The sequence below is a fragment of the Nocardiopsis oceani genome, assembly GCF_054777395.1.
The window spans coordinates 70,102-91,426 of record NZ_BAAHAR010000030.1 but is presented as its reverse complement, the minus strand read 5'-3'; the positions used below and the strand labels follow the sequence as shown (position 1 = coordinate 91,426).

Here is a 21,325-nt window from a genome sequence, read left to right as displayed (position 1 = left end):
ATGGACCAAGTACGGAACCCCGGCCCCGCGGCCGACGACGCCGACCGGGCGCGGGGAGCGGCCGCGACCGCGCGGTCGGCGGTCGTGGTGCTCGGCGGTACCAGCGGCATCGGCGCCGCGGTGGCCGCGCGGTTCGCCCGGCGCGGGGACCGTGTCGCCGTCGCTGGGCTGCGGGCCGAACAGGCCCCTGAGGAGGTCCGAGGGGACGCGGAGGTCACCGAGCTCGACGTGACCGGCGAGGGCGAGCTGGAGGACTACCTCGCCGGGTTCCCTGAGATCACCGCCCTGGTCAACACGGCCGGGATCATCCGGCGCCGCGACGAGTTCGACCCCGCGGTGTTCGCGCGCGTCGTGGAGGTCAACCTGACCTCGGCCATGCGCGCCTGCGTGGCCGCGCGGCCAGCCCTCGCCGCGGTGGGGGGATCGATCGTCAACATCGCCTCGATGCTGAGCTACGTCGGCGGCCCCCTGGTTCCCGGCTACAGCTCGAGCAAGGGCGGAATCACCCAGCTCACCAAATCGCTCGCGGTCGCCTGGGCGTCCGAGGGCATCCGCGTCAACGCCGTCGCCCCCGGCTGGATCCGCACCGACCTGACCTCGGGTATCCGCGAGGACGACACCGCGGAGGCCCGCATCCTCGAGCGCACCCCGATGGGCCGGTGGGGAGACCCCAGCGAAATCGCCGGCGCGGTCGAGTTCCTGTGCGGCCCGGACGCGGGGTTCGTCACCGGGGCCGTGCTTCCCGTGGACGGCGGGTACCTCGCTGCCTGACCAGGCCACGCAACCGATCCCCTACAGGAGGAATCAGTGTCCCCGAGCAAAGCCCCACTCATCCAGCCGTCCGCGGACCTGCCCGACGAGATCGCGATCCCTGCCGTTCCCGAGGACCCGCGAATGTGGGTGCCCCAGGCACCGGACGTGTGGTTCCGCCCGCTGATGCTCAACACCGTCACCGGCCAGTGGTGCAACCTGCTCAAGGTCACGGCCTCCGGCGTCGTTTCCCGGCACCGCCATCCGGGGGCCGTGTTCGGGTACGTGATCGAGGGCAAGTGGTACTACCACGAGCACGACTGGGTCGCCGAGGCCGGGCACTTCGTGTACGAGCCGCCCGGTGAGATCCACACCCTCGCCGTCCCGGAGGACTGCGACCACATGGTCACGTTCTTCAACATCACCGGCGCGATGGTCTACGTCGACGGCGACGGGGCGGCCACCGGCTACGAGGACGTCTTCACCAAGATCGAGATGGCCCGTGCCCACTACGACAGCGTGGGCCTTCCCGGGGTCCTCGAACCGCTCATCCGCTGAGTCCGGCCGGTGCCGGGCAGAGGTGGGGGGACCGGAGCGCGTCCGGTCCCCCCACGAAGCGTTCAGGGGCGGCGCCGAACCGGCCCGGACGCGCTAGGGCATGTTCGGCGGGCACTTGCCCTGCTGCGCGCCGCCCCAGCGGCACTGTCACTGCGCATCTCTCAGTCGACAGCCAAACCCGGGCGGGCCCCGCTGTGCGATGCTGCCGAGCTTGCGAGGCAGCGCACAGTAGGGGAACTCCTTCTTCGGCCTTGTGCCAGCACCGCCCACCCGTCGCCCGCCACCACCCTCAACGGACGCCTACGGCGCAGTGCCCCACACCGCTCGCGACGGGCAGCATCCACCTAACACGCCCTAGTAGTTGATCATGTGCCCGGCCAGGCCGTGGACGGCCTCCTTGACCGACTCGCTGAGGGTCGGGTGGGCGTGGATGTTGCGCGCCACCTCGTGCACCGTAAGGTCCCACTGCTGGGCGAGCGTCAGCTCCGGCAGCAGCTCGGTGACGTCCGGGCCGACCATGTGGGCGCCCAGGAACTCGCCGTACTTGCCGTCCGAGATGAGCTTGACGAAGCCGCGGGTGTCACCCAGGCCGTGCGCCTTGCCGTTGGCCATGAAGGGGAACTTGGCGACCTGGACGTCGAAGCCCGCTTCCTTGGCCTCCTTCTCGCTGTAGCCGAAGCTGGCGATCTGCGGCTGGCAGTAGGTGGCCCGCGGGATGAACCGGTAGTCGATCTCCTGCGTCTCGGCGTCGGCGATGGTCTCCGCCGCGACGATCCCCATGGCCTCGGCCGTGTGGGCCAGCATGAGCTTGGCGGTGACGTCACCGATCGCGTAGATGTGCGGGACGTTGGTGCGTCCCCGGGAGTCGATGTCGATGGCGCCCCGGTCGGTGAGCACCACCCCGGTCTTCTCCAGGCCGTAGCCCTCGACGTTGGGCGAGAAGCCGATCGCCTGGAGGAGCTTGTCCGCCTCGAGGGTCTGCTGCTTGCCGTCGGCGCCGGTGACCGTCACCTTGACGCCCCCGCCGGTGTCCTCGACCTTCTCCACCTTGGTGGAGGTCATGATCTTCACGCCGAGCTTCTTGAAGGCCCGGGCGATCTCCTTGGAGACCTCCTCGTCCTCCAGCGGTACCACGCGGTCGAGGAACTCCACGATGGTCACGTCGACCCCGTAGTTGCTCATCACGTAGGCGAATTCGACGCCGATGGCCCCGGCGCCAGCGATGACGATGCTCTCGGGGAGCTTCTCGGTGAGGATCTGTTCCTCGTAGGTCACGACCCGCTCGGACAGGGAGGTGCCCGGGACCAGCTTCGTGGAGGAGCCGGCGGCGATCACCGCGTTGTCGAAGGTGACGGTGCTGGTCGACCCGTCCTCGGCCTTCACCTCGACGGTGTGGTCGTCGATGAAGGTGCCGCGCCCGTTGAGCTCGGTGATCTTGTTCTTCTTCATGAGGAAGTGGACGCCCTTGACCCGGCCGTCCGCGACCTCCCGGCTGCGGCTGAACGCCTTGCCGTAGTCGAACTCCACCGTCCCGTTGACCTTGATGCCGAACTGTTCGGCCTCGTTCTGGAACAGGTGGGCGAGCTCGGCGTTGCGCAACAGGGCCTTGGAAGGGATGCAGCCCACGTTGAGGCAGACCCCGCCCCAGTACTTCTCCTCGACGACGGCCACGTTGAGGCCGAGCTGGGACGCGCGGATCGCCGCGACGTAACCGCCCGGCCCGGCGCCGAGGACGACCAGATCGAAGTGTTGCTGGCCCATGACGGGATCTCCTTGAGTGAGTTTGTGACGCACCCAGTGCAGCCGGCTTGCCCGGGGTGTCGGATTGCCGATCGCCAGCCTAGTCGCGGACCCCGCCCCCGTGTGTGACCGTGTGCGGTCGCGGATCTACTTTACGGAGTCCTTGGAGGTCGGGCCGCCGTCGGAGGGGTGAGGAACGTCCTCGGAAGTCGCCCCGGAGGCGGCTTCGGCGGGGGCCTCGGCGGGGCCTCGGCGTCAGCCTCGAGAACGGTCCCGGCTTCGATGCGCTCGGTCTCGGCGTCGTAGGCCTCGGCCACCTCGCGGAGGGCCTCCGCCTTGCGCGCCTTCTGGTCCCGGACCTGGCCGAGGACCGGGTACATCGCCATGCCGAAGATGAGCGCGAGCGTGATCCACAGGGCGTACTGGTCGATGAGCAGGACCACGTCCACACCCGCCTGGCCCGACGCGTAACCGATGGCCGCGACAAGGGAGGTGATCATGAGGGCGCCGATCGCGTCCAGCAGCATGAAGGTGCTCAGGCGCATCCTGTTCACACCGGCGATGATGTGGGGGATCCCGCCCGGAACACCCGGGAAGTAGCTGAGGGGGATGATCAGCCGCATGACCCAGGGGTTCATCGTCTGCAACCGGTTGGCGAAGCGCTGGCCGCGCTCGCTCGGGATGAGGAAGGCGACGATGCCGTGCCCCCAGCGGCGGCCCACCCACCAGAAGAGCCAGTCGATCTTGATCTTGCCGACCACGCCCGCGACGACCACCAGCCACAGGGGGGCCTCCCCGATGCTGGCGAAGGCCGCGCCGGCGCCGACGGCGGCGTGGCTGCCGGTGACGAAGGCCAGGCCGATCGGGTGGTCCGCGATGAAGAGCGGCCGCAGCGGCAGGGTCAGGAGGAAGAACGCGGGGATCACGACGGCGAGCGTGAGCAGGATCTTGTCCTGGCGCTCGAACCTGCCCTTCCACGGAGCCTTGGCCTTCATCTCGGCCTTGGCGCGCTTGGACTCCTCGAGGTCCCACTCCTTGCCGGCCGCCTTGAGGGCCGCTTCACGGGTGGGCCGGGCACTCTGTTCGCCGTCGCGGGACCGGGGGCTCTTCGTGTTCGTCGTCATGTCCCCAGAATCCCGTGAGAGCGCCCCTGCCGGACAGTCGTAGGAGTCACCGCCTCCTTATGAGGGGTGCTGTGGGCGGGTGATGACAAGTGTCATGTCGGGGCCCGGCCGCCGCGCGACCGGTGCCTGGGTGCTCAGCGTCCGGGTGGGCCCATGGGCCACTTCCAGTGCGGGGCCCAAGTGCTGCTGTCCGACACCCCCGGCGGGAGGGGCGGCAGCAGCCGAGCGCCCGGAGGACGCGTGTCGTCGGGGCTCTCCGGGCCCTGCTCGGGCTCGGGGGCACCGAACGGTTCGAAACCCGGGGACGGATCGGGTCCCCGGAACGGTTCGGGCTCCGGGGACGCCTCCGCTTCCTCGAGCGAGCGGGGTTCCCGCCACTCGGGTTCACCCGGCCCCGGGCCGGTGGCCCACGGTGCGGGGACCGGGAACTCGTCGGGTTCGTCGAGGGGATCGTCCGGGAAGCCCGTGGGGTTCGAAACCGCTTCAGGGCTGGCCGTGAGGTTCTCCAGGGCCGCCCCTGCCCCGGGTTCCGGGGCGTCCAAGTGCGGGTCGAGGGCGCCGAAGGACGCCGACATCGGTCCGGAGTCCACCTCGGCGAAGTGCGCCGCCACACCGAAGTGCCGAGGCGGGCGGCGGTGCGTGCCGGTGTCGTCGTGCTCGATCGAGGGGGCCTGCGGGTGCCGGACCGCGCCGGCCGGGTGCATGCGGGCCCACCAGGTGGCGGCCTCGTCCGGGTGCAGCTCCGCCAGGACGGTGAGTGTGCCCGGGATGCGCGGGTGCCGTCGGCCGGCCCGCCAGGAGTGCATCAGCGACTGCGGCTCCAGGACCAGGACCCGCTCGCCGTCCACCAAGGGGATGTCGCGGGGGCAGGCCTCGTTGCCGACCCACGTCCCGTCGCCGCCGACCAGGTCCCACTCACCGCGCACGACGTCGGCCAGCGGGTCCACCTGGGCGTCCAGGGACGCCGCGACCCACCGCGGGTCCGGCCTGGTACCGGGCAGCCGCTGGCCCTCCTTGCCGATCAGCGCGTCGGCGATCAGGGTGTGCAGCTGGAAGTTGTCGCTCACACCGTCGAAGCGCACGCGGAAACCCCGCCACGAGGCGCGGTCCAGGACGAGGGCCCGGCTCACCTCGGCCATCCGCAGCAGTTCGGCGACCTCGCCGAACTCGGTCAGGCGTGTGGAGAGCGCGTGCACGATCTGACCCAGGCTGTCCAGCGCGCTGGGGTCCGAACGCACCGCAGAGCGCACTGCGGAGTCGCTCAGCATGGCCTTGGCGGCCAGGCCGTAGCGCAGGGAGGTCCACCAGCCGATGGTGGCCAGCGGCGCGTTGTCGCCCAAGACCTCCTCGACCCGCTTCTCCTCGACCTCGCCGACGTCGTTCGGCGGGGGGAGGGTGCCGCCGCCGGTCTTCTCCCAGGCGTGCATGAAGGCCGCGGCCGCCTGGCCGTAACTGCCCAGCTGCCGCAACACCTCCAAACCCACCTGACCGGCCGGCGCTCCGGACTCGACCAGGGCACCGGCCAGGACCGAGAGGTCCGCCGCGATCCCCGCGTAGGGTTCGCAGTCGATCAGGACCGGGGTGAGAGCTTCCATCGCGATGGCGAGCTCCTCCTGGGGTACCTGGGAGGAGAGCCGGAACACGTCGTGCACGGCTTCGGAGAAACCGGATGCCTGGCTGGCGGCGGTGTCGAGCACACGTTGGAACGCGGCGCGGAACTCTTCAGTCACCAGAGAATCCTGTCATACCCGCACGGACTGTCGGTGAACCGGATGCATGTGCACACAACGGGTGACCGAATGCTCAGTGCTGGTCGGTGATCCGGACCTCCCCGCCTTCGTGGCCCGGGTCGAGGAAGGCGAGCAGGCGGTGCCCCTCAGCAGTGATCTCCTCGGTATCCGCATCGGTCAACCGGGTGAAGGGGACGACCTCCAAGGAGGCGGTTCGGCGGCTCCGGTCCACCCGCCACGCGGCGCTCACCTCACCGTCGAGCAGCACGGTCGCGGGCGGCATCCCGTTACGCGCCGAGATGCGGCGCAGGTTCTCGGTGGAGATGACCCGGCTCCGGTCCGCGTGGCCGCGCAACAGGTTGTCGAAGTCGTAGAGGAAACGGACCGGGGCCGGGGTGTCGGGGTCGGGCCGCGGAGCCTCAGGGAGATCGAACAGCTCGGCCCCGTTCTCTCCCCGGAAGGCCGTCAACCGGTCGCGCATGTTCTCGACGACCTCCTTCAGCCGGGTGAGCCCGGACCAGGCCTGTACGTCGCGCACGCTGGCCGGGCCGAAGGCCGCGAGGTAGCGCTGCACCAGGGACTCGCGCCGGGCCCCGCCGTCCATGGTCCTCCCGGTCCAGGTGTCGGCTGGAGCCAGGGCGGGCGGCCCGGAGGCGCCCCAGACACCGCGGGGCGGGACTTGGACCACCGGCAGCAGGCAGCGGACCACGTAGGCCAGGTGGTTTCCGGGCACCCCCGGCCACCGTTCGCCGAGCCGCTCGCCCAACTCCTTGGGGGTGAGCGGACGCTCCTCCAGGAGCTCCCGGCCCAGCGCGACGACGGCCGCGCGGTCCACGTCCGCCGTGGCCCTGCCGTGGACGCTGTGCGCCAGGTCCCGCTCCATGACCTTCTGGGTGACCGGTCGCAACCACCGTGCGTCATCGGGGGTGACCAGGTGCAGGGTCGATCTCATCAGCGACATCCGGACCAGGGATCCGTCGGTGAGCAGCCGCCCGATCCCGTCCGGGTCCGGGTTCTCCAGGCGGTTCTGGAAGCCGACGTACCAGGTGTGCGCGGTCTGCGCCTGCAGCCCGGCGAGGCGGGTGACCAGGTCCGTGGCCGAGAGGTCCACCCGGCGCAGCAGGAGCTGGCGCTCCAGTGTGGCGCGGTTGAGGGCACGGCGGCCGAGGGCGGTGGACATCGCGGTTCCTCCCCGATTCCGAAACGTGCCGGAACCCTATAAGCCGGGGATGACACATCGTCTGGGGCCGCCACGTCAGGTGCCCTGAGGAGTGGCGTTGCGCACATGTCCGCTCGGCCCGGGAAGCGCGCTGGGGCGCCCCTTTCGGAGCGCCCCAGCGTGTTGAGTGGGTGGTTGGGAAACGGTGACCGTGGCCGGCCCCGGGTTCAGAACCGGTCGAGGAGCTGGGCGCAGCGGATCAGGCCCAGATGCGAGTAGGCCTGCGGGTGGTTGCCCAACGCCCGCTCGGTGACCGGGTCGAACTCCTCGGGGATCAACCCCGTCGGCCCCGCACACCCCACCAAGTGCTTGAACAGCTCCTCGGCCTCGGCGCGGCGCCCGGTCAACAGGTACGCCTCGATCAGCCACGTGGTGCACAGGTGGAAACCGCCCTCACCACCGGGCAACCCGTCGTCGCGGTGGTAGCGGTACACCGTCGGCCCGCTGCGCAGCTCGGCCTCCACCGCCGTCACCGTCGCCTGGAAGCGCTCGTCGGAGGGGTCGATCAACCCGGACAGGCCGATGTGCAGCGACGCCGCGTCCAGATCGGTGCCGTCGTAGGCGGTGGTGTAGGCCTGCGCCTCGTCGTTCCAGCCCTTGTCCAGCACCTCCTGGGCGATCTGCGCGCGCAGGTCCGCCCAGGACGGGTCCACGGTGCGCCCGTACCGGTCGGCCAGGGTGATCGCGCGGTCCAGCGTCACCCAGCACATGACCTTGGAGTAGACGCGCTGGCGGGGCTCGTCGCGCTCCTCCCAGATGCCGTGGTCGGGCTCGTGCCAGCGGCGGGCCACCGCCTCAGCCATGGAACGCACCAGGTCCCAGTCGCGGTCGGCGAGTTCGCCGCGCACACCGCTGAGCTGGGCGATGAGTTCGACGACGGGGCCGAACACGTCCATCTGCACCTGGTGGTCGGCCAGGTTGCCGATCCGCACCGGGCGCGAGCCCGCGTAGCCCGACAGCGACTCGATGACCTCTTCGGGCCCCAGGTCGGTGCCGCGCAGGCTGTAGAGCGGGCGCAACAGCTCAGGGCCGGGCAGCGAGGCCACCACGCGGTGCACCCAGTCCAGGAAGGCCTCAGCCTCGGTGGTCGACCCCAGCGAGACCAAGGCCTGGACGGTCAGGGCGCCGTCGCGCAGCCAGCAGTACCGGTAGTCCCAGTTGCGGACACCGCCGATCTCCTCGGGCAGGGACGTGGTCGCCGCCGCCATCACACCCCCGGTGGGCGTGCACAGACCCCGCAGGGTCAGCGCCGAACGCGCCGCCAACGCGTTCTCGGTGTGCGGGAGCTCCAGGGTGTCCAGCCAGGACGACCACTGCCGACCGGTCAGTTCCTGGCGCCCGGCCTCGGTGTGTTCCTCGGGAGCCAGGGAATCGGTGCCGCAGCGCAGTTCCAGCACGACGGGGCGCTCGGAGCGGGGATGCACGGTGGCGCGGGCGACGTCGTCGGTGCCGTCGTGGTCCACGTGCCATTCCACACCCGGGGAGCGCAGCACCATGGGGAAGCCGGCGCCCTGGATGCGCAGGCCTTCGGGTTCGACGGTGATGCGGATGGGCGCGCGGCCGAAGTCCGGGCGCGGCGCGAACTCGACGTTGGCGGGGGTGACACCGCCGAGCACCCGTACCAGGTCGGTGCGGCCGGGTGCGGTGCCGTGTGCGAGGTAGTCGGTGACTTCCAGTCGCGACCACCGGGTGCGCACGGTCATGGTGCCGGGCAGGTAGCGCTGGCCGAGGGGCAGGCCGCCATGGGCAGGGGTGATCGCGTACACGCCCGCCTGGCGTCCGCCGAGCACTTCCGCGAACAGGGCGTTGGAGTCCGGCTCGGGGTGGCAGAACCAGGACAGGCGGGCGTCCGGACCCAGCAGCGCCACGGAGGCCTGGTTGGACAGCATGGACATGCGCTCGATGGGCGTGGGGCGCTCGCCGAACACCCAGGAGCGGCGTTCGGTCGCGAGCATGGCCAGCAGGGTGGCGGCGGTGGGGGTGTCCGGGACGCGGTGGGCTGCGACCGTGGGCTCCTCACCGACCCGGACGCCCGCGTCGGCCCCGGTGTTCAGGTTCATGAACACCGGCTCCTCGCCGTCGCCGCCGCCGATGTAGAGGATCGCGGTGGCATCGATCTGCTCGCGCAGCAGTTCCAGGGCGGCGGCCTTGTCCGCGGGCGGGGCGTCGGGGCCGGTGCCGGGGTGGCGGGGGTCGATGGTGAGGTCGGTGTCGAACTCGGTGCCGTAGGCGCCCACGAGGCGGACCTCGGCGGGCAGCCGGGAGAGGGCGGCGAGGTCGCGCAGGGGGCGGGCGGAGATGACCGCGCACACGGTTCCGGGCAGGTCCGCGAGATCGCGCAGCGCGCGGACCGCTTCGGGGAGGGGGCCCTTGTGGTCGGAGTCGACCGGGGCGAGTGCACCGTCGTAGTCACAGGCCACGAGTAGGCGCGAGGTGCGCGCGAGGGCGGAGACGCGTTGCCGGACGTCGAGAGGCATGGCCTCTAGAGTCGTGTCGGCTGGCCACTGCGGCACTGCCGGAGCCGCCTCGACCACCTGGGTGAGCGTCACGTTGCCTCCTCCACCGGTCCGTTGGTCGACCTGGGAAAATAGGTGAGATGTAGGACTCCGCGCGCATGTGTCTGGTTCACACGGGGTTGGTGTGACGAACGTAGACGCAGGGGTGGTGGCGCGGGATGAGCATCGGGGGACTTTGAACAGACCTAAGGAACATTTAGCGTTCACACGGACAGAACTGGTCATGCCAGCCGTTCTGGAAAAGGTCAGGTCCCCCAGAAGTCAACGCGAGACTACCCGCGCCCCCGCCGTGCGTGCGACACGTGCATTAAGTGAGGCACGTCACGAATAGGACACTTTGTCGTGAGGGCGGAGGAGTCGCCGCTCCTGTTGCGTGACCAGGCCGTCGGTGTGGCGGAGGTCGCGGCCCGGTCTGCGCGGGTGGTCCTCCTGCGCGTGCGTCCGCACCCGAACCCGCACGTACGAAACCCCGCCCCTGGCTGCGGAGGAGTTGTCCACAGCCTGTGGGCGGGGCGTTCGATCGGGCGGCACCGGGAACTGAGTGGTCCGGCGCCGGTCAGATGGTGCCGGTCAGGTGCTGGACGACTCCCATTCGGGCTTGCGCAGGTGGTGCACCCACGCGGGCGGGACGTTGGCGAACACCTTCTCCGAACCGATGCCGTAGCGCTCCAACCAGTCCTGCACCACCCAGCTGGTCCGGGCCTGGCGCAGGTAGTCCTCGCGCTTGGCGATCACGGCCTTGACCTCCTTGGTGTACAGGTACCCGTAGAAGGACAGGGTTCCGCCGGGGCGCAGGACCTTGAAGTAGTACTCGAAGATCCCCTCAACCTGCTCAGGGGTGAAGTTGGCGAACGGCAGACCCGACACGATCACGTCGTAGGTCTGGTCCGTGCCCATCTCGTCCACAAGGCAGGCGTGCACGTTGGCCGCGTCGGCGATCGGCGTCATCACCGGGTCGGTTTCCAGCAGGTGTTCGACGTAGGACGCGAACTCCGGGTTGGATTCGACGAAGTCGACGGTGTCACCCGGGCGCATCGCCGCGGCGATCCCGCGGCTGATGGCGCCGGTCCCGGCCCCGGCCTCCAGAATGCGCAGGGGCTCGTCGGGTTCGGTTCGGAAACGGATGTGGTCGGCCATGGCGTGCGCCAGGGCGCTGCTGCTGGGCACGATGGAACCCGTGGCATGGAAGGTTCGCAGCGCTTGGCTGAAGAAGAGTCTGGTGTCACGCAGACGCTCATCCAGCCTGAGGGCGGAAAAGGGTCCGGCAGGGCTCTGAGTCTCGGACATGGTTGAACGCTAACGCCTCTGTGCTGCTAGGGGGAGACCGTGGCGGCCTTTGTCTGGGAAACGCCGCGTGGCTATCACCACCGCGCGGAAGGGAACCGGCACCGAACGGGGCGTCAGGTATCGGGTGGCCAATGACACAGGCTCTACGCTGTGGGGATGAGCGAAGCGGCCAAGTCCCCCGGTCCCCCCTCCCACCCCAGGACCGCACTGGTTACCGGAGCCTCGAGCGGTATCGGTGAGGAGTACGCCCGCAGGCTCGGCCAGCGCGGCTACGCCTTGGTCGTGGTCGCCCGCAGGGGCGAGCTCCTCGAAGGGTTGGCGGCGGACGTACGAGAGCGCTGCGGAACGGACGTGGAGGTCCTCTCCGCCGATCTGGGCACCCCCAAGGGTGTGGCCACCGTCGCCGACCGCCTCTCCGTGGACGGCGCCGGGGACCTCGCCCCGATCGACCTCCTGGTCAACAACGCCGGCCGCGGTGACGGCGGCGCGTTCGCTGACCAGGATCCCGACGAGATCGACGCCATGCTGGACCTCAACGTCCGCGCGGTCCTCCAGCTGACCCGCGCGGTCCTGCCGGTCCAGCTCGCCCGTCGCGCCGCCGGTTCGGACCACAAGCTGGGCGTGGTGAACGTGTCGTCGATGGCGGGCGAGATCCCCGCCAATCCGGGCGGCTCCGTCTACGGCGCGGGCAAAAAGTTCGTCACGCTGTGGAGCGAGAGCGTGGCCGCTGAGGTGCGCAGGCAGGACGTGCACGTCACAGCGGTCCTGCCCGGCTTCGTGCGTACCGACATGACCCGGGGTGTTCAGGAGCAGGGCATGCCCGAGTTCGCCTTCGTCCCCAAGGAGCACATCGTCCGCGATTCCCTGCGCGCCTGGTCGGCGGGGCGCCCGGTGGTCATCCCCGGGGGCCAGTACAAGGCCGCCGACGGTGTCCTGCGGATCCTGCCCAGGGCCCTGGTCCGGGCCGTCGCCCGCCGTATGGCGTGACTCGGGGCACCGGCGGCTCTTCCTGAGGCTCCCCGTCCCCGGTTGGTCACGGGTAGTTGGAAGCACCTAGTCTGGTAGCGCACTGTCGGTCGAGGAAAGACACCATGAAGACCTTCGAAGAGCTGTTCGCCGAGCTGTCCGAGAAGGCGCGCTCCCGCCCCGAGGGGTCCGGGACCGTCGCCCAACTCGACGCTGGCGTCCATGCCATCGGCAAGAAGGTCGTCGAGGAGGCCGCCGAGGTCTGGATGGCCGCCGAGTACGAGTCGGATGAGCAGGCCGCCGAAGAGATCTCGCAGCTCCTCTACCACCTCCAGGTTCTGATGCTGGCCCGCGGCCTGCGCCTCGAGGACGTCTACAAGCATCTTTAGGCCGGTGTCCCGCGGTCACGCGGAAGCGTTGTAGCGCACCGGCCCATCAGACGTCCCCGAACACGCCAGAGCGACAAAGGAACCCAGACATGCCCGACATGCTCAGGATCGCCGTGCCCAACAAGGGCCAGCTGTCCGATCCCGCCGTCCAGATGCTGCGCGAGGCCGGGTACCGGCAGCGCAAGAGCAGCCGCGACCTCGTCCTGGTCGACCCGGACAACAGCACCGAGTTCTTCTTCCTCCGCCCGAAGGACATCGCCGTCTACGTCGGCGAGGGCATCCTCCAAGCCGGGATCACCGGCCGCGACATGCTGCTGGACTCCGGTGCCCCGGTGGACGAGGTCCTCCCGCTGGGCTTCGGCGGGTCCACCTTCCGCTTCGCCGCCCCCGGCGGCGACCAGATGAAGCTCGCCGACCTCAACGGCAAGCGCATCGCCACGTCCTTCGACGGGCTCCTCCGCTCCTACCTCGACGAGCAGGGCGTGGACGCGCGGGTCATCCACCTGGACGGTGCCGTGGAGAGTTCGGTACAGCTCGGCGTGGCCGACGCGGTGGCCGACGTCGTCTCCACCGGGACCACCCTGCGCAACGCGGGAATGGAGACCTTCGGCGACCCGATCCTGGTCTCGGAGGCCGTGGTCATCCGGCCGACGGGCGCCTCGGAGGACCAGCAGATCGACCTCCTGCTCCGCCGCCTGCGCGGCGTCCTGGTGGCGCGCGACTACGTGATGATGGATTACGACGTGCACGCCGAGAAGCTCGACGGGGCGGCCGCTCTCACGCCGGGCATGGAGGGGCCGACGGTCTCCCCGCTGCACCGCGAGGGCTGGGTCGCGGTCCGCTCGATGGTGCCCCGCAAGGAGGCCCAGCGGATCATGGACGACCTGTGGGAGCTCGGCGCCCGCGCCATCCTGGTCACCGACATCTACGCCTGCCGCCTGTAGCGGCCACCAGCTTGTAGGGATCACCCGCCTGTAGGGGCCACGGGGACGGTCGGCCGGCCCCGTGGCTCCGGCCCTATGTGACGCGGCCCGCCCCGTTCCGGAGCCGTATGAGGGCGCGGCCGTCGGCGTCAGCCGGGCGTGACGGTCAGTGTGGTCTCGTCGCCGTCGGCGGCCCCCGCCACGGTGACATGGAGGACCCGCAGCTCGCCGTCCCAGTCCGCCGTCCAGCCCTCGTCACCGGACGGAGTGTCCACGGCGAGCTCGAACCCGGTTCCGGACCCTTCCCCGGGCCCGTCTCCGAAGGTGTCCTCGGGCAGGTACAGCTCGGTGGCCCCGGACACCTCAGTGCGCTCGGTGTAGCGCACCCGGAGTGCGGCCTCCCCGGTGTCGTAACCCAGATCCGCCGGCTCCCCGGCGATCGCGCGGGGATAGGCCCGGTTCATCACGTCCGCCAGCGGACCGGGGGTGAGCTCCTGGTCGTTCCCCTCCCGCTCCTCCCAAGGCCCCCAGCCGTCGTGGTCGTTGGACCAGTACGCCCGACCCGTGGACATCGCCTCGGTCTCCTCCAGCATCCGCTCGACGAACTCCGGCGCGCCCGCTCCGGACATGTCCAGGCCGAACTCGCCCAGCACGATCGGCGCCTCCAGCCGTTCCCCCACCACCTGGACGCTGCGCGACCACGCGTCGACGCTCGTGTCGACCTGTCCCCTGGCGTCGCCCTCGTAGGGCTGACCCAGGTCCATGGGCAACGCGTACATGTGCGGGGCGTAGACGATCCGGGGCCGGCCCTCGCGGGGGTCGTCGAGGTGCGGCAGGGCCGACGGCAGTCCCCAGTTCACGCCGACGGCCTGCCCCTCCACGAAGATCCACGTGTCCTGGTCGGACTCGCGGATCCGCGCCATGGAGAGGCGGTAGAGCTCGGCGAGGGGGCCGGCCTCGAAGTCGGTGCCTTGGAGGCTGCCGCCGAAGGGCTCGTTCATGAGGTCGTAGCCGATGACCGCGGGGTCGCCCCGGAGAAGCGTTCGGCGACGTGGCCCCAGGCGTCAGCGTAGGCGTCCATCAGATCGGGGTGCTCGCCGGTGGTTCCCCAGAAGTGGTCGAAGGCCCGCATCACCCCGGGTTCCAGGTACACGAGCTCCCACATCTCGTTGCTCTCCACGCGCAGCCCGTCGTTGTGGGTGGCCCACTCGGGTGCGCCGTTGCCGGAGTGCTCCTCGGGGCTGGTGTAACGGCCGTAGAGGTCCTGGTGCATGTCCAGGAGCACGTGGTAGCCGAGGTCCGCGTACCAGCCGACGCGCTCGGCGACCGCGTCCAGGTACTCCTCGTCGTAGACGCCCTCTTCGGGCTCCAGGGCCTGCCACTGGATGAGGAGGCGAACAAAGTTGGTGCCCATGGTGTCGTACTCGGTCTGGACGTCCTCTTCGGTGATCCAGGGCAGCCGGTCCGGGTCGCTCTTGGCGGAGCCGGAGGTGTTGAAGCCGTGCAGGAAGAGCGCCCGCCCCTGGTCGTCGGTGATGTACCTGGTGGGGCCGGGGTCGTTCCGGGTGATGCTGGCGGCGAGGCCGCCGAGCACCAGAACGAGGACGGACAGGAGGGCCGTGACGAGTCTGCGCTTGCCGGTGCGCCGCATCTCGCTCCTGGGGATGGGGGAAGACGTGGGCTGTGCCGATGAGAGCTAGGTCACTATGATGCAAAACGTGAATGTTATTCGCAATAACCGTCCCCCCGTTGCCGCCACGGCCACCGCTGTTTCCGCCCTCCTCCCCTGCCTGCTCTTCGGTAGCGCGGCCTTCGTCACCTGGCTCGGCTCCCGCGCCGCATGGCTGATGCTGCCCACTTCCCTGGGCGTGCCCTTCGCCTTTCCCCGGCTGCGCCTGGTCTCCTTCGTGGGCCAGCCCGGCTGGAACCTGGTGGTCGAACTCGTCGCCGTCGTGCTCCTGGCGGCCGTCGCCGCATGGTGGGTGCACCGGGCCGTACGGCGCCGTCCCGAGGCCAACGCCTGGCGGGTTCTGCTGTCCGCCTGGGCCGGGATCCTGCTGGGGCTCGTGCTCGCCAACGCGCTGCGCGCCGCCGCTGCTGCGGCGGCTATCGGTGTGGGGCCGCTGGTCCTCTTCGGCTTCGCCTTCGCGGGCGTGCTCAGCGGCCTGCTCTGGGCGGCCTGTGCGGGGTGGGTGTGCGCGCTGCCCGTGGCGCTCGTCCACCGGTTCACCGCCCCCGACCAGCAGCCGGAACCGGCGGAGACCACCGGTGGGGCCTGAGTAGCGGGGCCTCTCGGGGCCGGTCCGGGTGCTCTTCCGGGCCGGCCTCCGGATCACTGCGGTGGATTCTCGCTTCCGCGCGGGCGCGACTGGAGCGCGGCCCAGATCAGGGGGATTTGCAGGGGAACCCGCCCCCAGGCCAGCACCTTGTCGTCGGCCACCGACGGCAGCCGTCCCGAGCCGGAGTCGAGAGCCATCTGGATGTTGGCGGGCCACACCGCCAGGAGCAGCGCGGCACTGGCCGGTCCCGCCCACTTCCGGCGGGTGAGCAGTCCCACGCCGCAGGCGAGTTCGGCGGCACCGCTGCCGTAGACCCACGCGCGGGGTTCGGGCAGCTGCCGGGGCATGATCGCTTCGAACGGCTTCGGTTTGAGGAAGTGCAGCACTCCGGCGCCCACGAAGACGCCGCCGAGCGCGAGCGGTGCCGCCTTGCGGACTCTGTCCAGGGTCGTGCTCTTCAGGGGGTTCATCCGGTCTCCTTTCGCGGTGCTCCCCAAACCTACTCGTCAGTAAGGAAGTGTCCTCGCACCGGCCCGCCTGAATGCGCGCGGGACCGAAATCCCCACGGGCGGGGCCGGTTCGAAGGCACAATTGGGGACATGAACCAGCGAACGCGGGAACTCGCCCCCGAAGGTGAGTCGGTCACCCTGGCCCGGGTGACCGGGGAGACCGGCGGCGACTTGGTGTTGCGCCGTGAGGGCGCGCACTACGAGATCTACTCCAACGGCCTCTTCCTCATGGATACCCGGGACGGGACCTCGGAGCGGGAGATGGTGCGCGCGAGCCTGGCCGGGCTCCCCTCGGGCCGCTCGCACGCCCGCGTGCTGATCGGCGGTCTCGGCGTGGGCTTCTCCGCCCGCGAGGCTCTCGACCACCCCCAGGTGTCCCGCGTGGACGTCGTGGAGCTCGAACCCCACGTGATCGCCTGGCACGACGGCGAACTGGGCGAGGCCGCCGACTACGTCCACCACGACCCCCGCTGCCTCGTCCACAACGCCGACATCGTCGCGTGGCTGGAGGACGCGTCCGGGGCCGTGAAACCGAGCCGCTACGACGTCATCTGCCTGGACACCGACAACGGCCCCGACTGGACCGTGGTGGAGAACAACAACCGGCTGTACGAGGCAGCGGGCCTGGAACAGCTCATCCGCCTGCTGAAGCCCGGCGGGGTGCTCTCGTTCTGGAGCGCCAACGCCGTCGACAGCTTCGAGGACCTGCTCAGGTCCCGCTTCGCGTCGGTGGAGGTCGTGGAGGTGCTGGTCGCCCGGGGCGTCCCGGACACCGTCTACCTCGCTTCAAACCCCCTCTAGAGGCCAACGGGAGGTTGTCCGGGGCGTTGCTCAGGCCAGCCCCCACCGCTCCATGGCCGCCCGCAGGTCGGCGGGGCCGCGGTGGTGCACCCCCGTCATGCCCAGTTCACGGGCGGCCGCCACGTTGGTGGCACTGTCGTCCACGAACGCGCACTCCTCCGGGGCGGCACCCGCGCGTTCGGCCGCGATCCGGTAGACCCGGGGGTCCGGTTTGGCCACGCCCACCCGGGACGTGTTGACCGCGTCCGCGGCCAGGTCGGCCAGGCCCAGGGCAGCCAGGTCCGACTCCAGCCGGGTGGTGGCATTGGACACCAGGACTACGGGCACGTGGTCTCGGGCGGCGGTCAGCAGCTCCGCGACCTCGTGGTCCACCGTTCCCGGCACTTTCGTCCACGCCGCGACCAGGGATCGGCCCCGGTCGGGGCCTCCGCAGCGGTCGGCCAGTGCGGCCGCGATGCCCTCGCGCCACTCCTCGTCGGTGACCTGGCCGGTGATCGCGGGCAGCAGGCGGTCGGGGTGGAAGGCCGTGCCAGCCAGGGTGCCCTCGGGCAGGCCGTGGGCGAGGTCGGCGCCGGTCATCGCTTCGGGCGGCCACAGCCGCAGGACCCCGTCCACGTCGCAGAGGAGGGCACGCGGTGCGCCGTTCTGAGCGCCCAAGGGGGTCAGCCCTGGTTCTGGGACATGTAGCGGGCGAACTCGTCCAGCGAGATCCGGTGGTCGCCGTCGCTGTCCATCGCCCGCACCACGTCGGCGGCCTGTTCGTCGGTGGTCTGGTCACCCAGGTTGCGCATCAGCGACGCCAGCTCCTGCGCGGAGATGAGACCGTCGCCGTCGGTGTCGACGAGGGCGAAGGTGGCGGCGTAGTCGGCGGTCTCGGCCATCGGGGGTCACACTCCGGGTCTGCTGGGGAGGGGGATCGGGCTCGCGCCAGGCTACCGGTGGCCGCGCGTACGGGCCAGTGGTGTACGGGAGCCGGGCCCGGCGAGGTGACCCGGGCAGGCCCGGCCGTGTTGAGGAGCGCCACCTGGCCGATGCGCCTGGCCAGCGGTGACAACGGCCGAGGGGCCGCACGCCCCGCGTGCGGCCCCTCGGTGGCGACAGTTGGTCCTTTGGCCGGTCAGTGGGTGCTGGTGGCCGCCTTCGACCCGATCCAGCGGGCCACCACGGTGAACGCCAGCACCAGCACGAAGAGGCAGAGTGCGGCGCCCCAGGCACGGTCGATACCGGCCTCGAAGGGCTGGGCGGCGCCCCGGTACAGCTGCATCGGGACCGCGCCCTGCGGGTCGCCCTGAAGGGAGGTGACAACCAGGCCGGACCCGAAGGCGGTCAGCAGCAGCGGAGCGGTCTCACCGATGCCTCGGGCCACAGCCAGCATCGAGCCGGTGGTCAGGCCCGGAGCGGCCGCGGGCAGGACCGTGTGCACGATCGTCTGCCACTTGCGGGCGCCCAAACCGTAGCTGGCGTTGCGCATCTCGTTGGGGACGAGCCGGAGCATCTCCTCCGCGGACCGGGTGACGATCGGCAGCATCATCACGGCGATCGCCACCGCGCCGGCGAAGGTACCGAAGCCCATACCGCCCCAGCCGATCACCAGCAGCCCGTACACGAACAGGCCCACGAAGATCGACGGGATACCGGTCATCACGTCGGTGAAGAACCGGATCGCCGAGGTCATCCGGTTCGGGCCGTACTCGACGATGTAGACGGCCGTAGCGATGCCGAACGGGATGGACATCAAGACGGCCAGCGCCATGATGTACAGCGTTCCGAAGAACCCGGCCGCGTAGCCGCCGCCGTCGCGCCGGGGCGGCGGCTCGGTCTGGGTGATGAAGTCCAGGTTGACCACGCCGATGCCCCGACGGGTCACCTCGAAGATGATCAGGACCAGCGGGATCATGGCGATGACCATGGCCGCGGTCAGGGCCACGGTCGCCGACCGGTCCTTGAAGCGCCGGTACGCGGACCCCGGAGGGCGCTCGCTCAACGGGGCGGGGCGGCGTGGTGGGGCGGTTGTGGTGCTCATACGGCGGCGTCTCCCGTCATGCGCCCCAGGCGCCAGACGATGATACGGGCGAGGATGTTGACGATCATCGTGACCAGGAAGAGGGCGACACCGATCGCCATCAGCCCGGTCCTGGCCTCCGGCGTTGCCTCACCGAAGGTCGCGGCGATGTGCGAGGCCATGCTGCTGCCGGTCCCGAACAGGCTCGCCCCCCAGGACTGGGAGCCGCCGATCAGCATCAGGACCGCGATGGTCTCTCCCAGCGCGCGGCCCAGGCCCAGCATGGCCGCGGCGACGATCCCGGAGAAGCTGGCGGGGAGGACCACCTTGCGCATGACCTCCCAGCGGGTGGACCCGAGCGCGTAGGCGGCCATGCGCTGGTCGATCGGGTGGACCGAGATGACCTCGCGGATGATGGCGGTCATGATCGGCAGGATCATGATGGCCAGCACGATCCCGGCGGCCAGGTAGCCGACGCCCCGGATCGGTCCCTCGAAGAGGAAGACCCAGCCGAGGAGGCTCTCGAGGACCTCGAAGAAGGGGCGCAGGACGTTCGGTAGGAACCAGTGCAGGCCCCAGAGGCCGAAGATGACGCTCGGCACCGCCGCGAGCAGCTCCACCGTGTAGGCGAGCGGCTTGGCCAGGCGGCGCGGGGCCAGGTGCGTGATGTAGAAGGCGACCATGATCGCCAGCGGCAGCGCGATGACGATGGCGATGGCCGAGGTGACCAGGGTGCCGTAGATGAACGGCCAGGCTCCGTAGGTGCCGGTGATCTCGGTCCGGGAGTTCCCGGTCTGCCACTCTTCGCCGAACAGGAAGCCGAAGAAGCCCTCCTTGGCGAAGACGGGCCAGGCCTCGGAGGTGGTCCGGATGACCATCAGCGCCAGGATGACCAGCACGATCGTTCCGCAGGCCGCGACGGCCCACTTGAAGATCGGGTCGGCGAAGCGCCCCTTGCTGGAACTCAGCGTGCCCCGCCGGGGTTCCTCCGGGGCCGGGGCCTCGGGGGCCTCAGTGGACATGGTGCGTCTCCTCTTGATGGCTTTCGTGGGAGTCGGAGAGCGGTGCGCCGGGCGACGCGTGGCGGCTCGCTGTTCCGCCGGGCACGCCCGGACCCGGGGACGGGCCCGGACCCGGGGACGGGCCCGGGGCGGGAGGGAACGGGGTCGGGGCGAGCCCCGACCCCGGTGGGGTGTTACTCGTCGGTGTCGTTCTCTACGTCCCCGTCGGCGTCGTCGCCGTCCGCGTCGCCTTCGTCGGCTTCGCCGTCGTCAGCGCCGTCACCGGCGCCGTTCTCGGAGTTGGTGCGCTCGATCTCGGTCAGCACGCGCTCCTTGAGCTCGTCGCTCAGCGGGGCGTAGCCGAGCTCCGCGACGACCTCGTTGGCTTCCTCGTCCTCCAGCGCCCAGGTCCAGAAGTCGATGAGCGCGTCCGCGGTCTCGTCGTCGTAGCCGCAGGTGTAGGTGAAGATCCAGTTGGTGCCGGCGATCGGGTAGCCCTCACCGCCGATGTCGTCGATGCTGAAGCGGAAGTCCTCGGGGATGTCCGCCTCCTCGGAGGCGGCGGTGGTGGACTCCAGGGTCGGCTCGATCGGTTCGCCGTCGGCGTTGACGATGGTGGCCGCGGCCAGGCCGGCCTCGTCCACGTAGGCCTGGTTCACGTAGCCCACGCCGCCCGGGTTCTGGCTGATGCCCTGGGCGACACCGTCGTTCTGCTGACCGCCGACCAGGCCGTCGGCCCAGTCGATCTCGCTGCCGCTGCCGTACTCGTCGGCCCACCAGTCGACCTCGTGGCTGAGGTAGTGGGTGAACACCTCGGTGGTGCCGGAGCTGTCGGAGCGGTGCACCGGGACGATCCCGTCGTCGGGCAGGTCCATGTCCGGGTTGAGTTCCTCGATCGCCGGGTCCGTGTAGGTGTCGATCTCACCGGCGAAGATGCCCGCGACCGCCTCGGCGTCCAGGACCAGGCCCTCCAGGTCCGGGTTGTCGAAGGCGATGACGACCGAACCGAACACGACGGGGAACTGGATGGCTTCGCAGCCGCGGGCCTCCGAGGCGGTCTCCAGGTCCTCGTCGGTGAGGTAGCGCTCGGACGAACCGAAGTCGACCGTCTGCTCGAGGAACTGCTCGATGCCGGCTCCGGAGCCGACACTCTGGTAGTTGATGCTGATGCCCGGCTGGACATCGTTGGAGTAGGTGTGCATCCAGTCCTGGAACAGAGGGTCCGGGAAGCTGGCGCCGGCGCCGGTCAGGGAGCCGCTGAGATCGGCGCCGCCGTTCGCTTCATCGGTCTCCCCGCCACCGTTGCTGCACGCGGCCGCGAGCAGGGGGATGGCCGCCAGAACGGCGAGCTTGGAACGCCCGTTGCGCATGTCGTAGTTCTCCTCGTTGAATCACCGCTGTCGGGGCTGACGTAAAACGACACTAGGTGCGTAGAAAGTCGCTGCGTCATCGAAATAGCGGCCGTTGGGTAGAAGACGGATGAATGGCGGGTGAATGAATATCACTATTCAATAACGGGCGAGGTGCATGA

The 21,325-nt window shown here is 70.2% G+C and carries 19 protein-coding genes and 1 pseudogene; 7 read left to right on the top strand and 13 right to left on the bottom strand.

Annotation, left to right across the window (positions count from 1 at the left end):
• On the top strand, positions 1 to 771 hold the full coding sequence (locus tag ACYVDG_RS19130; protein WP_460754616.1) for an SDR family NAD(P)-dependent oxidoreductase: 771 nt from the start codon (positions 1 to 3) through the stop codon (positions 769 to 771).
• A 36-nt stretch (positions 772 to 807) separates the two neighbouring features.
• Positions 808 to 1,308, top strand: a complete 501-nt coding sequence (locus ACYVDG_RS19125; protein ID WP_460754611.1) for a 2,4'-dihydroxyacetophenone dioxygenase family protein — start codon at positions 808 to 810, stop codon at positions 1,306 to 1,308.
• 354 nt (positions 1,309 to 1,662) lie between these two features.
• On the opposite strand, the gene lpdA is transcribed toward ACYVDG_RS19125, so the two are convergent.
• The 6 genes from lpdA to ACYVDG_RS19095 form a co-directional block, all read right to left on the bottom strand.
• Complete coding sequence (gene lpdA / locus ACYVDG_RS19120) at positions 1,663 to 3,069, bottom strand: dihydrolipoyl dehydrogenase (protein ID WP_460754606.1); 1,407 nt, start codon at positions 3,067 to 3,069, stop codon at positions 1,663 to 1,665.
• 131 nt (positions 3,070 to 3,200) lie between these two features.
• A complete protein-coding gene (locus ACYVDG_RS19115; RefSeq protein WP_460754603.1) occupies positions 3,201 to 4,172 on the bottom strand; it encodes a DedA family protein in 972 nt (323 codons plus the stop codon).
• Between the two features lie 134 nt (positions 4,173 to 4,306).
• Positions 4,307 to 5,902 (bottom strand): hypothetical protein, encoded by a 1,596-nt coding sequence (locus ACYVDG_RS19110; RefSeq protein ID WP_460754600.1) that lies wholly within the window; start codon positions 5,900 to 5,902, stop codon positions 4,307 to 4,309.
• Between the two features lie 73 nt (positions 5,903 to 5,975).
• Positions 5,976 to 7,082, bottom strand: coding sequence for a winged helix DNA-binding domain-containing protein (locus ACYVDG_RS19105; RefSeq protein WP_460754597.1), 1,107 nt, complete (start codon positions 7,080 to 7,082; stop codon positions 5,976 to 5,978).
• Positions 7,083 to 7,288: 206 nt separating this feature from the next.
• Positions 7,289 to 9,670 carry a trehalase-like domain-containing protein gene (locus tag ACYVDG_RS19100; RefSeq protein ID WP_460754594.1) on the bottom strand — a complete coding sequence of 794 codons (2,382 nt, stop codon included), beginning with the start codon at positions 9,668 to 9,670 and terminating at the stop codon, positions 7,289 to 7,291.
• 537 nt (positions 9,671 to 10,207) lie between these two features.
• Positions 10,208 to 10,924: a class I SAM-dependent methyltransferase gene (locus tag ACYVDG_RS19095; protein WP_460754591.1), complete on the bottom strand. Its 717-nt coding sequence runs from the start codon at positions 10,922 to 10,924 to the stop codon at positions 10,208 to 10,210.
• 156 nt (positions 10,925 to 11,080) lie between these two features.
• Here ACYVDG_RS19095 and ACYVDG_RS19090 point away from each other — a divergent pair, with 156 nt between their 5' ends.
• From ACYVDG_RS19090 to hisG, 3 genes are all read left to right on the top strand, one after another.
• Positions 11,081 to 11,911: an SDR family NAD(P)-dependent oxidoreductase gene (locus ACYVDG_RS19090; protein ID WP_460754587.1), complete on the top strand. Its 831-nt coding sequence runs from the start codon at positions 11,081 to 11,083 to the stop codon at positions 11,909 to 11,911.
• Between the two features lie 104 nt (positions 11,912 to 12,015).
• Complete coding sequence (locus tag ACYVDG_RS19085; protein WP_014913038.1) at positions 12,016 to 12,279, top strand: phosphoribosyl-ATP diphosphatase; 264 nt, start codon at positions 12,016 to 12,018, stop codon at positions 12,277 to 12,279.
• A gap of 89 nt (positions 12,280 to 12,368) precedes the next feature.
• Positions 12,369 to 13,223 carry an ATP phosphoribosyltransferase gene (hisG, locus tag ACYVDG_RS19080; protein ID WP_460754584.1) on the top strand — a complete coding sequence of 285 codons (855 nt, stop codon included), beginning with the start codon at positions 12,369 to 12,371 and terminating at the stop codon, positions 13,221 to 13,223.
• Positions 13,224 to 13,351: 128 nt separating this feature from the next.
• Here the strand turns inward: hisG and ACYVDG_RS19075 are convergent.
• Positions 13,352 to 14,853, bottom strand: a pseudogene (locus tag ACYVDG_RS19075) (cellulase family glycosylhydrolase).
• A gap of 58 nt (positions 14,854 to 14,911) precedes the next feature.
• Between ACYVDG_RS19075 and ACYVDG_RS19070 the strand changes: the two are divergent.
• Positions 14,912 to 15,481: a hypothetical protein gene (locus ACYVDG_RS19070; RefSeq protein ID WP_460754581.1), complete on the top strand. Its 570-nt coding sequence runs from the start codon at positions 14,912 to 14,914 to the stop codon at positions 15,479 to 15,481.
• Positions 15,482 to 15,534: 53 nt separating this feature from the next.
• Here ACYVDG_RS19070 and ACYVDG_RS19065 read toward each other — a convergent pair whose 3' ends face one another.
• Positions 15,535 to 15,951, bottom strand: coding sequence for a DoxX family protein (locus tag ACYVDG_RS19065; protein ID WP_460754578.1), 417 nt, complete (start codon positions 15,949 to 15,951; stop codon positions 15,535 to 15,537).
• Between the two features lie 129 nt (positions 15,952 to 16,080).
• Here ACYVDG_RS19065 and ACYVDG_RS19060 point away from each other — a divergent pair, with 129 nt between their 5' ends.
• Positions 16,081 to 16,791 (top strand): spermine/spermidine synthase domain-containing protein, encoded by a 711-nt coding sequence (locus tag ACYVDG_RS19060; protein WP_460754574.1) that lies wholly within the window; start codon positions 16,081 to 16,083, stop codon positions 16,789 to 16,791.
• A gap of 30 nt (positions 16,792 to 16,821) precedes the next feature.
• Here ACYVDG_RS19060 and ACYVDG_RS19055 read toward each other — a convergent pair whose 3' ends face one another.
• The 5 genes from ACYVDG_RS19055 to pstS form a co-directional block, all read right to left on the bottom strand.
• A complete protein-coding gene (locus tag ACYVDG_RS19055; RefSeq protein WP_460754571.1) occupies positions 16,822 to 17,448 on the bottom strand; it encodes an HAD-IA family hydrolase in 627 nt (208 codons plus the stop codon).
• Positions 17,449 to 17,453: 5 nt separating this feature from the next.
• A complete protein-coding gene (locus ACYVDG_RS19050; protein WP_460754568.1) occupies positions 17,454 to 17,672 on the bottom strand; it encodes an EF-hand domain-containing protein in 219 nt (72 codons plus the stop codon).
• Positions 17,673 to 17,908: 236 nt separating this feature from the next.
• Complete coding sequence (pstA, locus tag ACYVDG_RS19045; RefSeq protein ID WP_460754563.1) at positions 17,909 to 18,814, bottom strand: phosphate ABC transporter permease PstA; 906 nt, start codon at positions 18,812 to 18,814, stop codon at positions 17,909 to 17,911.
• Positions 18,811 to 19,815, bottom strand: a complete 1,005-nt coding sequence (gene pstC / locus ACYVDG_RS19040) for a phosphate ABC transporter permease subunit PstC (protein ID WP_460754560.1) — start codon at positions 19,813 to 19,815, stop codon at positions 18,811 to 18,813. The genes pstA and pstC overlap by 4 nt, the downstream gene beginning before the upstream one ends.
• Positions 19,816 to 19,988: 173 nt before the next feature.
• On the bottom strand, positions 19,989 to 21,164 hold the full coding sequence (gene pstS / locus ACYVDG_RS19035) for a phosphate ABC transporter substrate-binding protein PstS (RefSeq protein WP_460754557.1): 1,176 nt from the start codon (positions 21,162 to 21,164) through the stop codon (positions 19,989 to 19,991).
• Between the last annotated feature and the right edge of the window lie 161 nt (positions 21,165 to 21,325).

Coding starts and splice junctions, on each gene's coding strand:
- ACYVDG_RS19130 (WP_460754616.1), top strand. CDS start 1: ATGGACCAAGTACGGAACCCCGGCCCCGCGGCCGACGACGCCGACCGG.
- pstC (WP_460754560.1), bottom strand. CDS start 19,815: ATGTCCACTGAGGCCCCCGAGGCCCCGGCCCCGGAGGAACCCCGGCGG.
- ACYVDG_RS19105 (WP_460754597.1), bottom strand. CDS start 7,082: ATGTCCACCGCCCTCGGCCGCCGTGCCCTCAACCGCGCCACACTGGAG.
- ACYVDG_RS19115 (WP_460754603.1), bottom strand. CDS start 4,172: ATGACGACGAACACGAAGAGCCCCCGGTCCCGCGACGGCGAACAGAGT.
- pstS (WP_460754557.1), bottom strand. CDS start 21,164: ATGCGCAACGGGCGTTCCAAGCTCGCCGTTCTGGCGGCCATCCCCCTG.
- ACYVDG_RS19070 (WP_460754581.1), top strand. CDS start 14,912: ATGCAAAACGTGAATGTTATTCGCAATAACCGTCCCCCCGTTGCCGCC.
- ACYVDG_RS19085 (WP_014913038.1), top strand. CDS start 12,016: ATGAAGACCTTCGAAGAGCTGTTCGCCGAGCTGTCCGAGAAGGCGCGC.
- lpdA (WP_460754606.1), bottom strand. CDS start 3,069: ATGGGCCAGCAACACTTCGATCTGGTCGTCCTCGGCGCCGGGCCGGGC.
- ACYVDG_RS19050 (WP_460754568.1), bottom strand. CDS start 17,672: ATGGCCGAGACCGCCGACTACGCCGCCACCTTCGCCCTCGTCGACACC.
- pstA (WP_460754563.1), bottom strand. CDS start 18,814: ATGAGCACCACAACCGCCCCACCACGCCGCCCCGCCCCGTTGAGCGAG.
- ACYVDG_RS19095 (WP_460754591.1), bottom strand. CDS start 10,924: ATGTCCGAGACTCAGAGCCCTGCCGGACCCTTTTCCGCCCTCAGGCTG.
- ACYVDG_RS19090 (WP_460754587.1), top strand. CDS start 11,081: ATGAGCGAAGCGGCCAAGTCCCCCGGTCCCCCCTCCCACCCCAGGACC.
- ACYVDG_RS19060 (WP_460754574.1), top strand. CDS start 16,081: ATGAACCAGCGAACGCGGGAACTCGCCCCCGAAGGTGAGTCGGTCACC.
- hisG (WP_460754584.1), top strand. CDS start 12,369: ATGCCCGACATGCTCAGGATCGCCGTGCCCAACAAGGGCCAGCTGTCC.
- ACYVDG_RS19065 (WP_460754578.1), bottom strand. CDS start 15,951: ATGAACCCCCTGAAGAGCACGACCCTGGACAGAGTCCGCAAGGCGGCA.